Genomic DNA, 12,665 nt, shown 5'->3' on the forward strand with positions numbered 1-12,665 from the left:
GCTTAGGAATTTCTACCTAGCTGATGCTCGGTCGCCGCCTTTCGTTCCTGCCAGACCCAGAAGGTGCCGACGGTCAGGCAGATGATGATGAGGTAGCCGTTCAGGTTCATGATGGTGAACAGCGCGCTGACCGGCGTCCGGCCGTTCATCAGCAGGATGAGATGGCACAGGACTGTAAGAAGTTGGATGGCTCCGGCCCATATGGGCCAGGCGCGGTTTGATCTCAAAGCGAGAACGGCAAACACGGCCAGCAGGATCAGGTCGATGAAGAAGACGCCGTGGGGAGCCTGATCGGCGCGGGGCGATTCCTGTTGGACGACAAGCGAAGCAAACCACGCCATCAGGTATGCGCTGGCGCCCGCCTTTTCAGTATTTCCGCCCTTGAGCAGCGCAAAAAGCGCCATCGTAACCATGAAGACGGCGCCTATGACGGCGTACATCATGTTTACCATAGTTGTCGCCCCCAAGCGTTTACGCGAGGGGGCGACTGTAGGCGATGTTAGGTTAAGTGATAATGAGGCCTAACCTTAACTTAATTTCATGCAACCGAGCGGAGATGATTGCGCGTGTCCTTCGGGTCAAGCCAGTCGTCCGGCTTGCCGATCGGGCCGGCGGCGTAGGTTCCGAAGCCGAGGCGACGGTGGTCCTTCTGCAACTCGCCGTGGCACGCCACGATGGATTCCCGCGCGGCGGCGAGGGCGGCGATGGTTTCCATGGCCTTGGCTTGCGAGGCCGTGGCGGCGACCGGCGACAGCGAGAGGTCAGCGCGCGCGCTGATGAAGGATTGAACCAGCGTCGTCGCTTGAGCGATGGCGGCGTCGATAGCGTGTTCCGTGGCGTGCAGATCAGCAGCCACGCCGGCGATGACTTCAGTGCGGTCCATAGGGAAGCCCCTCAAACAAGGTTTACAATGGGTGAACCCTAACACGGCTTAACCATTCGTGGTAGATTGTTGTTAACCTAATTGTTGCGCGGGGCCAGACCCAGGCCGTCGCGGCGCGAGCGTCGTTCGGTCCTGCTTGGGCTCACATAAACCCTTGTATATTCTATGAATCGTCCAGCAGGAAGTGAGCGGTCAGCGAGGCGATGGGGCGGCTTCGGCTCTCTTGCCACGCCTCGGCCTGGACGTGAGCGATCCGCCGGCCGGCGCGGCTGATCTCGGCCCTGGCGAAAACGTCGACCGGCCGGCCCGCCCGCAGATAGGCGACGGTGACGTTGATGGGCCGCGGCAGGCGCGAACTCGGAAACGCCAGGGCGACCTGGGCGATGGCCGTCATTTCCAACAGGGCGGCGGTGGAGCCCCCGTGCAGGGCCGGCAGCATGGGATTTCCGATCAGCCGGTCGGCAAAGGGCATGACCACCGTGACCTCGTCGCCGTTCATCTGGGTGTGGAGGTTCAGAAAACGGGCGTAGGGAAGCCGATCCAGAAGGTCGCTCATGCGCCGACGTCTCCTGTGGTCGCCGCCTTGGGGTTGCGCTCGCGATTGAATACATAGGCGGACTGGGCCGCTGCGACGGGATCGGCGGGGTCATCCTCGAACGCCCAGCCGCGCACGAAGGCGATCGTGGGGGTCAGACGATAGCAGCTGGCTTGGGCCAAAAGGTCCGCGCCCGGCCGGGCCGCGCGCATATAGTCGACCCTCAGATCCAGGGTGGCGATCGGGTGGAAGGCGTCCATGGCGGTCCAGACGGCCAGGCCGCCGATATGGTCCAGCAAGGTCGTCACCAGTCCACCGGCCAGCACGCCCGTGTCAGGATCGCCGACCAGGTCGGGCCGCCAGGGAACCCGAATGCGCGGCGCGCCGTCATGAAGCCCGTCGAAGACAAAGCCCAGCGCGCCGGTGTGGGCGGCGCCCGCCGCAAGTTGTGGCAGGATGGCGTCGACGAAACTGTCGTGCATGCGAAAGGGCGTCCGTGGAGTCGGTGACAGTCTTCTGTATGACGGGGCGACCCGACGGCGTCGAGAGCGTTACGCCCCCATGATCCGCCCCGAAGATCTGCTGCATCCGACCCCGGCCGGCCTCTATTGCCCGCCCGGCGACTTCTACGTCGATCCGGTGCGTCCGGTGGATCGGGCCGTGATCACCCACGGCCATTCCGATCATGCGCGGGCGGGGCACGGCGCCGTGCTCGCGACGCGCCAGACCCTGGCCGTCATGACCGAACGCTACGGCGACGCCTTTACGGCGCGGGAGCAGGCGGTCGAATACGCAGAGAGGGCCGCGATCAACGGGGTCGAGCTGCGGCTGTTTCCGGCAGGCCATGTCCTGGGATCCGCCCAGGTCGAGGTGCGCTGGAAGGGTCTGACCATGGTCGTGTCGGGCGATTACAAGCGGCGGCGCGATCCGACCTGTCCGGCGTTCGAACCCGTGCCTTGTCACGTCTTCATCTCTGAGGCGACCTTCGGCCTGCCTGTATTCCGCCATCCGCCGGCCAAGGATGAGATCGGCCGGCTGGTTCGGTCGCTGGCGCAGTTTCCTGACCGAGCCCATCTGGTCGGCGCCTACGCCTTGGGAAAGGCCCAGAGGATCATACGCACGCTGCGTGAGGCGGGCTGGGACCGACCCATCTATGTGCACGGCGCCATGGAGCGGCTGAACGCGCTCTATGAGCGCGAGGGCGTCGATCTGGGGCCGATCCTGCCGACGCGCGATCTCCCAAAGGGGGCGCTGGGAGGCGAGGTGGTGGTCGCGCCGCCGTCGGCCGTGCAGGATCGCTGGTCCCGGCGGTTCGCCGATCCGGTCGTGGCCTTCGCCTCGGGCTGGATGGGGGTAAGGGCGCGGGCCCGCCAGAAGGGGGTGGAGCTGCCCTTGGTCATCTCCGACCATGCCGACTGGGAGGAACTGGTCACGACCTTCGAGGAGCTGAAACCCGACGAGGTCTGGATCACCCATGGCCGGGAGGAGGGGCTTCTGCGCTGGGCCGAACTGAACGGCCAGAAGGCGCGCGCGCTGCGCCTGGTCGGCTATGACGAGGAGGATGAAGAGACGCTGGAGGTCCGGCCGGACTGAGCGATCAGCGCCGCGCCCGGCGAGGGGCCGGCGCCGACGTCTGCGTCTCGTCCTCGCCCTTGTTCTCGACGAGGGCCGCGTTCATCGCCATGCGCAGGCGCTCGGGCTTGATCGGCTTTTCCACCACGGCGGCCATGCCGACGGACAGATAGTGTTTGGCGTCTTCGGGATCGGCGTTGGCCGTCAGGGCGACGATGGGGGTGCGTCCCACCTCGCCGCCCAGGGCGCGGATGGCCTGGGTCGCCTGGACCCCGTCCATGCGCGGCATTTTGATGTCCATCAGGATCAGATCATAGCGACCTTCCTGAACCGCCTGGACCGCCTCCAGCCCGTCCTCCGCCAGTTCGGAACTGCAGCCGAACATTTCGCACAAGGCCTGGGCCACGACGCGGTTGGTGGCGTTGTCATCGACGATCAGCACGTGGGGCGCGGACTTCAGATCGAGTTCCGGCAGGCTCGAGACATTGGAGGCGGGCTCGACGACCGCTGCGGCGCGGCGCGCGGTGATGTCGAAGGCGAAGGTTGCGCCCCGACCCTTGTTGTTCTCGGCCCAGATTCGACCGCCCATACGCTCGATGACCTGGCGGCAGATGGACAGGCCCAGTCCGGCGCCGTCCGGGCCCGAGCCGTGGACGAAGGGTTCGAAGATGGAATCCACACGGTCGGCGTCGACGCCGGGGCCGTCGTCGCGAACCCGGGCCTCCATCCGCACCTGGTCGCCGTCGACCCAGGCCTTCAGCCCGGCCTCGACCACCCCATTGCGCGCGAATTTCAGCGCATTGCCGATCAGATTGTTGAACACCTGCTTCAGGCGGACTCCGTCGATGACGGCGGCCAGCTCCGTGTCGCCTTCGTAGCCGACCAGCAGGGTCACGCCGTCCTGGGAGGCGCGCGGCTCCCATAGGGATTGGACGTCGTCCATCACGGCCCGCAGCGGGGTGGCGACGGGGGTCAACTCCAGCTCTCCCGCCTCGGCCTTGGCCAGGTCGACGGCGTCCTGAAGGATGCGCAGCAGGTTTTCGGACGATTCGACGATGGTCTGCACATGGGCCTGGGCCGTCGTGCTCAAGGGCTGGCGGCGCAGCAGTTCGGCGACGGCCAAGACGCCGTTCATCGGGGTGCGAAGCTCATGGCTCATGATGGCCAGGAACTGGCTCTTGGCGCGGGCGGCGATGAGGGCCTGGGCGCGCGTGTCGTTGAGGGCTGCAGCTTGGTTGGCCAACTCCGCCTCGTGGCGCCGCTGGCGGTCTGTCGCGCTGCGGAGCAGGGTCGCAGCCGTGCCCACGCCGTGATAGCGGCCGTTTTTCGTCACGATGAAACCGCGCAGCAGGGCGGCGGGACCGCCCCTCAGCAGGATTTCACTGAAGGCGTCGATTTCAGCGTCGCCTTCCACCACCGCCGGCTCGGGGTCCATGGCGAAGGTGATCGGGCGCAGATCGTAGAGGGCGTGGCCGAAGCGGCCGGCGATCTTCTGTATGAAGGTGGTGCGTTCCACCAGGCCCAGGGGGCGGTCGTTCTCTACGACAGGTATGACCAAAGTGTCCGGTTCGCGCTCGAACCGGGCGAAAACCTCGCAGCCGAGCGTGGACGGACCTACCGGCTCGGGTTGTTCTGAAAGGGTCTCAATCGTCGGCATACTGCCTGGAACTCCTTACTCGCCTCCCATATGCACCAGTAGCGCTTGCCGATTAGTTAAGCCGGATCAGAAAGTTTCGGCCTGTACCCTCGGTGTCATCTCAGGGGCGGGCGCCGGCTGTTTCAGGATTTTGCGCCGGGGGCGGGTCTGGTGTAGAAGGCCCGCCCGACCCATCTGAGGTCCTCATCCCTTTGTGCATGCGCGCGGCCGACCGGCCGACCGCAGATTCGTCATGAGCGTCATCCTGGAAAAGTCTACGACATCGGCCCTGGTTCTCTTCTCCGGCGGGCAGGATAGCGCGACCTGTCTGGCCTGGGCGCTGGAGCGGTTCGGGCGGGTGGAGACGGTCGGCTTCGACTACGGCCAGCGGCACGTCGTGGAGATGGAGGCGCGCCAGGCCGTGCGCGCCGGGATGAAGACGGCCCTGCCGCAATGGGCGGACCGGCTGGGCGACGATCATGTGGTAGACCTGACCGGATACGGCCGGATCGCCGAAAGCGCCCTGACCGCCGACCGCAAGATCGAGATGGATGCGCGCGGCCTGCCGACCACCTTTGTCCCCGGCCGCAACCTGATCTTCCTCGTGGCGGCTGCGGCCCTGGCGGATCGGCGCGGGCTGGAGGTGCTGGTCGGCGGCATGTGCGAGACGGACTATTCCGGCTATCCCGACTGTCGCCACGAGACCATGGAGGCCATGGCGCGGGCCCTGTCGCTGGGGCTGGACAAGCCGGTGGTGATCGAGACCCCGCTGATGTGGCTGACCAAGGCCCAGACCTGGGACCTGGCGCATACGATCGGCGGGGCGCCGCTGGTCGAGCTGATCATCGAGGACAGCCACACCTGCTACCAGGGCGACCGGACGCATCGCCACGCCTGGGGCTATGGCTGCGGCCAATGCCCGGCGTGCGAGCTGCGGGCGGCGGGTCATGCGGAATGGGTCGCTTCGAAGTGACCTATTCGGCCAAGGAAGTGTTTCTGACGGTCCAGGGCGAGGGCGGACAGGCGGGCCGGCCGGCGGTCTTTTTGCGCTTCGCCGGCTGCAATCTGTGGAGCGGGCGCGAGCAGGATCGGGCGAGCGCCGTCTGCAGCTTCTGCGATACGGATTTTGTCGGCGTGGACGGGGACGGCGGGGGCAAGTTCGCCACCGCGGACGGGCTGGCCGATCAGGTCGCGGCGATGTGGCGGGGGCGGGAAGGCGATCCGAAGCTGGTGGTCTGCACCGGGGGAGAGCCCCTGCTGCAGCTGGATGCGCCGCTGATCCAGACCCTTCACGCGCGCGGTTTCGAGATCGCCATCGAGTCCAACGGCACCCTGGCGGCGCCCGACGGGATCGACTGGATCTGCGTCAGCCCAAAGGCGGACGCAGACGTGATCCAGATCAAGGGCCAGGAGCTGAAGCTGGTCTATCCCCAGCCCAAGGCCCTGCCGGAGCGGTTCGAACACCTGGCGTTCGAACGGTTCTGGCTCCAGCCCATGGACGGCCCCGACCAGGCGGCGAACACCGCCGCCGCCATCGAATACTGCCTAACCCATCCCCAGTGGCGCCTGAGCGTCCAGACCCACAAGTACATCGGCGTCCGCTAATGCCCGTCTTCGAAATCACCAAACAGGCGACCTTCGACGCCGCCCACCACTTCCCCAACGAACCCGAGGGCAGCATCTATCGTCGCGTCCACGGCCACTCCTTTACGGTCGAGGCGACGATCCGGTCGGAGACCCTGGACGCCGAGCACAACTGGGTCGCGGACCTGGGGGCGCTGGACCGGGCGCTGAAGTCGGCGGCGGAGCAGCTGGACCACGGCATGCTGAACGAGCACGAGGGGCTGGAGCTGCCCAGCCTGGAAAACCTGTGCCTGTGGTTCGCCAAGACCCTGAAGCCGGACTGGCCGGGGCTTTGCCGGGTGCAGGTGGCGCGGCCGACGATCAACGAGCGGTGCGTGCTGTCGCTGTAGTCAGCAGCTTTTGCCCTGCCTCTGGCGCTGTTCGCAGCGGCGTTGCTCGCGTTCGTAGTCGCGCTGTTCGCGTTCGCGGCGGGCGCGGGTTTCTTCGTCCGAGGTGGTGACGGCGTCGAAGCCGGCGCCGACGACCGCGCCCCCGGCCTTGGCCGCGCCGCCCACGACGGCGGCGGTTCCGCCGACCACGGCGCCGGCGACGCAGCCCTGGAGCATCAAGGCTCCGCCCATGACGACGGCGGTCTGACAAGCGGCGATAAGACGGCTGCGACGCATGGGTGAGACACCAGAGATTTGGAAGAGAGGATAGGGGCGACGACAGCGACGTCCGGAGCCTACTCCAGAGATTTCGAATAGTCCCTGATAATGATGAACGCAGGCTGACCGTGGTCGGGATCAGCCGGCCCGTTGCGGGAGCAGTTTGCGGCGTTGGCGCGAGATCGCCAGCGGGGTTCCGTCGGCGCCCCAGGCGGTCGCCTCGTCCACCGTCCAGCCCAGGCCCAGGTCCAGCATCCGGAACTCGAAGAAGGCCCAGCCGTCGGGCGCGGTTTCGGGGGTCGGGTCGGTCAGGATGTCGATGCGCAGATCAACGGTGGTCATGGGCGCCGGCGTCGAGGAGGCGGTCCAGGCCGGGGGATAGAGGGCGTCCAGCAGATAGCACAGCCCGACCTCGTCCAGCGGGCGGCGGTCGGCCATCCGCATCCAGGTGCGTTCGATCACCGGCTTGCCGGCATTGCCGCCCAGAATGTTGGGCCCTCCGTCGAACCGGTATTCGACATGCTGGGCGAAATGGGGCGACATCGGCCCCCGGATGGTGGCGGCGGGGTCCAGGCTGTCCAGCGGGGGCGGAGGCCGATGAAGCGGGGCGAGCGTCGGGGTGTCGCCGTCCAAGCCGTAGGTTCCGGTGGCGTGATGGGTCATGCGGCCGTCCTGCTCGGCCTCGACCGCCGCATAGATCACATTGCGGCCGCCGCGCAGCAGGCGCGGACGAAAGGCGACCTGCTCGCCGAACCGCGCCGCCGACAGATACTGGACAGACAGGGTCCGCAGCGGCGCGGTCAGTGACAGGCCCTGCCGCATCGCCTGGGCGCACAGGGCCGCCAGCAGGCCGCCGAAGGGAAAGCCCTTCTCCGGCGGCAGGCCGGACGGACCGTTGGAGAAATGACCGGGAACGGGCGCCGAAAGGCCGCCGTCGTCCAGGGTGTGGAAGGCCAGGGCGGCGTCGAGGGAGATGGGGTGGGTCGTATCGGCCATGGGCGCCATCCTGCGTCAGGCGAAGAAGGGACGGAAGGCGCTGCGTTCTGGAGGGGTTGCAGGTCCGTTGTCAAACAAGACTGACTGAGCCGGTTCGGATTGGCAACCCTCTTGCCAACCGCCTGACGCGGGGTCACTTTTGTCGCATGGGACGCACCGCAGACTACAGCCGCCAAAGCTGCTCCATCGCCGCCACCCTGGAGGTGATCGGCGATCCGTGGACCCTGCTGGTCATCCGCGACGCCTTCAACGGGGTCAGCCGGTTCGAGCAATGGCAGGACAATCTGGGCGTGGCGCGCAACGTCCTGGCCGCGCGTCTAAAAAGCCTGGTCCAGCACGGGGTGCTGGAGCCGCGCCCCTATTCCGAACGGCCCCCGCGCAACGAATATGTGCTGACGCCCAAGGGCAAGGATCTGTACGGGGTTCTGGTGACCCTGCACGGCTGGGGCGCCAAACACGTCTATGGCGAGACCGACTGCGGCATCGACATGGTCCACTCGACCTGCGGCGCCACCCTGACCCCGCGCATCGCCTGCGGCTGCTGCGGCGAGATCGTCAAGCCGAGGGACATCCGGCTGACGCGGGCGGAGAACCGGCCGACGGTGGGGGATGTGATGCCGAAGGATGATGAGGCGGCTTAGGGCGGCCGTCGAGGACGGGTTTGAGAGCGGGACAGGGGGCTTTGGTTGGACAAGTTCAGTCGGCGTCCTAACAGGAAGGCTCGTGTTCAGAACACCGTGCTGGCCCTGTCGGCCTTTACCTTTGCCGGTGGTTGCTTCGGCGTCCTGATCGCCTTCGGCAACGCCGCCATTCCCTGGTTTTTCGGCCTCTATGCGTTCTGCTGGACTTTGGGATTCCTGTTTTGGCAGCAGAGGTTTGTTCGAAACTACTTTCGCTGGAGGTCCAGAACGCGTCTTCAAAGCCAGCAAGGTCCAGGATTTTCAACACTAGAGCTGGCCGCTATCGAACAATTCCTTGATCGAGCCGGTCCTCAGGAGGCCGCCGCACGCCGACATTTCGAGCAGGCGGAAGTCGTTTCCCGCTACAATTCAGGCGCCGGCGGAGTCACTGCGATAAGAAGTTCGCAACCTTGGCCTTGGACGAAACCCGCAACGGACAATGTGTCCTGGTTTCACATTGATCAGTTGAATGCCGTTGTGGGGTGCCAATTTTGGCCTGGGCCGGCTGAGGGTCTGTCGATCCTTGAGATTTTTGCGGGAGACACAAACACGGCCCAGTTGGACTGGATGACAGTGACTTTCCGAGGGGCGGATGATGGTCTGCCGCATCCGCCGGCTCCCACCTTCGCCCCCATCATTAGCGAGCCTCGCTGGGTAACCTGGCGCCCGGAGCCCTGACGACGAAAGCCGGCCCCACCCTGCGGTGAAACCGGCTCCCGTCATCCCTTGACGCACACCACCTGACGCAGGGTGTGCACGACCTCGATCAGGTCGGCCTGGGCCGCGATGACCGCGTCGATGTCCTTATAGGCCATCGGGGTTTCGTCGATCACCTCGGCGTCCTTGCGGCATTCCACGCCCTCGGTGGCGCGGACGTGGTCCTCGATCGTGAACCGGCGCTTGGCTTCGGCCCGGCTCATGGCCCGACCGCGCCGTGCGAGCAGGTGCAGAACGAATCCGCATTGCCCTTGCCCCGGACGATGAAGGACTTCGCCCCCATCGAGCCGGGGATGATGCCCAGTTCGCCGTCCTTGGCCGACACGGCCCCCTTGCGGGTCAGGAAGACGTCCTTGCCGAAATGCTTCTCCTTCGAGACGTAGTTGCAACCCCTGATCCCGAAAAACCTGATACTGCCGCTTTCTGTCAGCAGGTCTGCTAGGCTCGCGTCGTGTCCCGGTCCGAACGCCTGCTTGATCTTCTGAACGCCCTGCGGCGACGACGCCGGCCGGCCAGCGGTCGCGCGCTGGCCGAGGAGATGGGTGTCAGTCTGCGCACCCTGTATCGCGACATCGCCAGCCTACAGGCGCAGGGGGCGACGATCGAGGGGGAGCCGGGGGTCGGCTATGTGCTGAAGCCGGGCTATCTGCTGCCGCCGCTGATGTTCACGCCGGAGGAGGTGGAGGCCCTGGTGCTGGGTTCGCGCTGGGTGGCGGACCGGGCCGATGCGCGGATGCGGGACGCCGCCCTGGGGGCGCTGGCGCGGATCGCGGCGGTCCTGCCCCCGGATCTGCGCGACGAGATGGAGACCTCGGCCCTGCTGGTCGTGCCGGGGGCGCCGTTTCCGACCGATCTGGTCGATCCCGCCCTGTTGAGAAAGGCGATCCGCACCGAGCGGCGGCTGAGGCTGTGTTACCGCGACGAGGCGGGCAAGGCGTCAGAACGGGTGGTCTGGCCCTTCGCCCTGGTCTTCTTCGACCGGGTGCGGCTGCTGCTGGCCTGGTGCGAGTTGCGACAGGATTTCCGCAGTTTCCGCACCGACCGGATCGTCGAGGCGGAGGTGACGGAGGCCCGCTATCCCGCCCGGCGTCAGGCCCTGCTGAAGACCTGGCATGAGGCGCAGGAAAAACGGGCGGAAGCAGGATCATGCTGACAGGAACTGGCAGCAGGGCGGTCTAGGTTTGTTCTCGCAAAAACCGGAGGGCGCATGACCGAGATCGAAGACATTCCACTGAGCGTCGCCGACCCGGAGGCCGCGGCGCGCTTCTACGCCCGGCTGCTGCGGCGAACGCCGCTGGAAGCGGGACCGGATCGCGCCGTCTTCATTCTGTCGACCCGGCGGACGCTGAGCCTGTGGCGTTCGGCACAGCCGGCGTCTCGACCGGGAGACGCCCTGGAACTGCGCATGAAGGCGCCGTCCGTGGTGGATGAACTGCATATGGACTGGTGGGATCGCGGCGCGCGGATCGTCTTGCCGCCGATGGACACCCGTCAGGGGCGGGCCTTCGTCGCGAGCGATCCCGACGGCAACCGCATCCGGGTCTTCGCCGCCGGCTAGACCGCGGGTCGGCGCGCGGGCTGACGTGGAATCTCCAGGGTGAAGAGGGAGCCGCCTGCGACGGTGTTACGGTGAAGGGCGAGCCCGCCGTGAGCCTCCGCGATCGCCCGGACGACCGCCAATCCCAGGCCCGAGCCCGTGGCCGATGGGTCGCGCTTGAAGGGGTGAAAGATGTGGGCGGCGCGATCGGCGTCTATGCCGGGGCCGCTGTCCTCGATCGAAATCCGGGCGAAGGCGCCGAAGGTGGCCGTGCGGATCACCAGCGGACCCGGAACGGCGTGTCGCCGCGCGTTTTCGAGCAGGGCCAGGGCGGCCTGTCTGAGGCGTGTCGGATCGCAGACGGCCAGGGCGGGCTCCAGGCGCCACTGGGCTTCGAAACCGGCGGCGCTCAGGCTGGGCTGTACGATTTCGCGCAGGGCGCCGATCTCTTGGGACAGATCGACCGCCTCAAGCTGGAGATCCAGGTGGTTGCTTTCGGCCAGGCTGACCACCCGCAGATCCTCGACGATGCGCGCCAGGCCCTCGATCTGACGCCTCAAACTGGTCAGGGTGTGATCGTCGATCTGGAACACCCCGTCGGCGACGCCCTCCAGACGTCCCTTCAGAATGGTGACCGGGGTGCGCAATTCGTGGGCGATCTTGGCGTTCCAGGCGATGCGTTCCTCGGCGTGCGCCTGAAGCCGTTGCGCCATTCGGTTGAAGTCTTCGACCAGTTGGGCGGTTTCGCGAAGGGCGCGTTTGCCGACGGTGGCGCGAGCGGTCAGGTCGCCCTCTGAAATCCGTTGGGCCGTAATAGCCAGGGACGCGAGTGGAAGGACGATCTGCCGAGCCAGCAGGGCGCCGGCCATGACGGCCAGGCCGATCGCCGTCAGGACCGCTGCAACGATGACCGCATAGTCGACGGCCTGGGGCTTCCAGTGATGCGGCGCGGCGACCACGCCGGGATGGTTTTCAAACACCCAAGCATAGACGAAGAAGGCGCAGAACGCGCTGAGGATGAAGCCGGTCAGGGTGACCAGGCCGATCCGAGCCGCCACATTGCGCCCTATGCCGTCGGTCAGGGGCAAGCGTCAGGCTCCAGCCGGTAGCCGACGCCCCGGACATTGGCGACCAGACCGACGGCGCCGGCGGCCTCCAGCTTGCGTCGAAGATGGCTGAAATGGCTGTCGATCGTGCGTTCCTGAACGTCCTGGTTCGGGAAGCAGGCGTCCAGGATTTCGGCGCGGGTGAAGACCCGCAACGGAATCCGCGCCATATGGGCCAGCATTTTGAATTCGGTCAGGGTGAGGTCCAGGCGTCGACGTCCGTCGGCCGTGATCACGGCGGCGAGATAGTTCTCCAACTGGACCTCGACCGGCCCGACCCTCAGCACCTTGGCGTCGGGCGCGCCCACGGTGCGCCGGAGGATGGCGTGGACGCGCGCGACGACTTCGACGGGTTTGAAAGGCTTGACGATATAGTCGTCAGCGCCGATCCGAAGCGCCTGAAGCTTGTCCAGATCCTGGTCCAGCGCCGTGACCATGATGACCGGCGTTTCTCCGCGCCGGCGCAGTTCGCCCAGGACGTCCCAGCCGTCGCGATTGGGCATGCGCACGTCCAGCAGCACCATGTCGGGCTTCAGAGAGGCATGGAGATCAAGCGCCTGCTGCCCGTCCGAGGCGGTCGCGGTTCGAAAGCCCTCGCGACGCATATAGGCGTCCAGAATTTCGACGATTTCGCCTTCGTCGTCGGCGATCAAGACAAGACTGCTCATGAAACCTCCGTCCTCCGCCATCGCGCCGCGCGCCCGGCACGTCCAGCGGAACCGCACGGCTTCGGATAAACTTCATCCGTTCTCCACGAAATCTGGACGATCTG

The 12,665-nt window shown here is 66.4% G+C and carries 17 protein-coding genes and 1 pseudogene; 8 read left to right on the plus strand and 10 right to left on the minus strand.

Annotated elements, in window-relative coordinates; translation table 11 throughout:
* Positions 1-2: 2 nt before the first annotated feature.
* From ACZ5M6_RS07490 to ACZ5M6_RS07505, 4 genes are all read right to left on the minus strand, one after another.
* The gene (locus ACZ5M6_RS07490; RefSeq protein ID WP_464160054.1) at positions 3-443 is read right to left on the minus strand and encodes a hypothetical protein; all 441 of its coding nucleotides are present in this window, start codon (positions 441-443) and stop codon (positions 3-5) included.
* 95 nt (positions 444-538) lie between these two features.
* Positions 539-883 (minus strand): hypothetical protein, encoded by a 345-nt coding sequence (locus ACZ5M6_RS07495; protein WP_054765200.1) that lies wholly within the window; start codon positions 881-883, stop codon positions 539-541.
* Positions 884-1,046: 163 nt separating this feature from the next.
* A complete protein-coding gene (locus ACZ5M6_RS07500) occupies positions 1,047-1,439 on the minus strand; it encodes a PaaI family thioesterase (RefSeq protein ID WP_464160055.1) in 393 nt (130 codons plus the stop codon).
* A complete protein-coding gene (locus ACZ5M6_RS07505; RefSeq protein WP_464160056.1) occupies positions 1,436-1,900 on the minus strand; it encodes a PaaI family thioesterase in 465 nt (154 codons plus the stop codon). Before ACZ5M6_RS07505 ends, ACZ5M6_RS07500 begins: the two co-directional genes overlap by 4 nt.
* Positions 1,901-1,979: 79 nt before the next feature.
* Between ACZ5M6_RS07505 and ACZ5M6_RS07510 the strand changes: the two genes are divergently transcribed.
* Positions 1,980-3,011 (plus strand): ligase-associated DNA damage response exonuclease, encoded by a 1,032-nt coding sequence (locus ACZ5M6_RS07510; RefSeq protein ID WP_464160057.1) that lies wholly within the window; start codon positions 1,980-1,982, stop codon positions 3,009-3,011.
* Positions 3,012-3,015: 4 nt separating this feature from the next.
* Here the strand turns inward: ACZ5M6_RS07510 and ACZ5M6_RS07515 are convergent, their stop codons facing one another.
* Positions 3,016-4,647, minus strand: a complete 1,632-nt coding sequence (locus ACZ5M6_RS07515) for a response regulator (protein WP_054765204.1) — start codon at positions 4,645-4,647, stop codon at positions 3,016-3,018.
* Positions 4,648-4,888: 241 nt separating this feature from the next.
* On the opposite strand from ACZ5M6_RS07515, the gene queC reads away from it, so the two are divergent.
* The 3 genes from queC to ACZ5M6_RS07530 are packed head-to-tail and all read left to right on the plus strand — an operon-like array spanning position 4,889 to position 6,599.
* Positions 4,889-5,599: a 7-cyano-7-deazaguanine synthase QueC gene (queC, locus tag ACZ5M6_RS07520; RefSeq protein ID WP_416358904.1), complete on the plus strand. Its 711-nt coding sequence runs from the start codon at positions 4,889-4,891 to the stop codon at positions 5,597-5,599.
* Complete coding sequence (queE, locus tag ACZ5M6_RS07525) at positions 5,596-6,231, plus strand: 7-carboxy-7-deazaguanine synthase (protein ID WP_464160108.1); 636 nt, start codon at positions 5,596-5,598, stop codon at positions 6,229-6,231. Before queC ends, queE begins: the two co-directional genes overlap by 4 nt.
* The gene (locus ACZ5M6_RS07530; RefSeq protein WP_054765207.1) at positions 6,231-6,599 is read left to right on the plus strand and encodes a 6-pyruvoyl trahydropterin synthase family protein; all 369 of its coding nucleotides are present in this window, start codon (positions 6,231-6,233) and stop codon (positions 6,597-6,599) included. Before queE ends, ACZ5M6_RS07530 begins: the two co-directional genes overlap by 1 nt.
* Here the strand turns inward: ACZ5M6_RS07530 and ACZ5M6_RS07535 are convergent, their stop codons facing one another.
* A complete protein-coding gene (locus tag ACZ5M6_RS07535; RefSeq protein ID WP_201463889.1) occupies positions 6,600-6,875 on the minus strand; it encodes a hypothetical protein in 276 nt (91 codons plus the stop codon). It lies immediately after the preceding gene.
* Between the two features lie 120 nt (positions 6,876-6,995).
* Positions 6,996-7,853, minus strand: a complete 858-nt coding sequence (locus tag ACZ5M6_RS07540; RefSeq protein ID WP_464160058.1) for an acyl-CoA thioesterase — start codon at positions 7,851-7,853, stop codon at positions 6,996-6,998.
* A 146-nt stretch (positions 7,854-7,999) separates the two neighbouring features.
* Between ACZ5M6_RS07540 and ACZ5M6_RS07545 the strand changes: the two genes are divergently transcribed.
* Both ACZ5M6_RS07545 and ACZ5M6_RS07550 read left to right on the plus strand, forming a co-directional pair.
* Positions 8,000-8,494 (plus strand): winged helix-turn-helix transcriptional regulator, encoded by a 495-nt coding sequence (locus ACZ5M6_RS07545; protein ID WP_054765210.1) that lies wholly within the window; start codon positions 8,000-8,002, stop codon positions 8,492-8,494.
* 96 nt (positions 8,495-8,590) lie between these two features.
* Positions 8,591-9,211, plus strand: a complete 621-nt coding sequence (locus tag ACZ5M6_RS07550; protein ID WP_336966492.1) for a hypothetical protein — start codon at positions 8,591-8,593, stop codon at positions 9,209-9,211.
* A 41-nt stretch (positions 9,212-9,252) separates the two neighbouring features.
* Here the strand turns inward: ACZ5M6_RS07550 and ACZ5M6_RS07555 are convergent.
* A pseudogene (locus ACZ5M6_RS07555) lies at positions 9,253-9,575 on the minus strand (RtcB family protein).
* Positions 9,576-9,701: 126 nt separating this feature from the next.
* On the opposite strand from ACZ5M6_RS07555, the gene ACZ5M6_RS07560 reads away from it, so the two are divergent.
* Together ACZ5M6_RS07560 and ACZ5M6_RS07565 are read left to right on the plus strand one after the other, a co-directional pair.
* Positions 9,702-10,403 carry a helix-turn-helix transcriptional regulator gene (locus tag ACZ5M6_RS07560; RefSeq protein WP_464160059.1) on the plus strand — a complete coding sequence of 234 codons (702 nt, stop codon included), beginning with the start codon at positions 9,702-9,704 and terminating at the stop codon, positions 10,401-10,403.
* Positions 10,404-10,457: 54 nt separating this feature from the next.
* Positions 10,458-10,808, plus strand: coding sequence for a VOC family protein (locus ACZ5M6_RS07565; RefSeq protein ID WP_054765214.1), 351 nt, complete (start codon positions 10,458-10,460; stop codon positions 10,806-10,808).
* Here ACZ5M6_RS07565 and ACZ5M6_RS07570 read toward each other — a convergent pair.
* Positions 10,805-11,875, minus strand: a complete 1,071-nt coding sequence (locus ACZ5M6_RS07570; protein ID WP_054765215.1) for an ATP-binding protein — start codon at positions 11,873-11,875, stop codon at positions 10,805-10,807. The genes ACZ5M6_RS07565 and ACZ5M6_RS07570 overlap by 4 nt on opposite strands.
* On the minus strand, positions 11,866-12,561 hold the full coding sequence (locus ACZ5M6_RS07575; protein WP_152949828.1) for a response regulator: 696 nt from the start codon (positions 12,559-12,561) through the stop codon (positions 11,866-11,868). Before ACZ5M6_RS07575 ends, ACZ5M6_RS07570 begins: the two co-directional genes overlap by 10 nt.
* Positions 12,562-12,665: the final 104 nt, after the last annotated feature.

This window comes from Brevundimonas sp. Br13, from assembly GCF_055391505.1.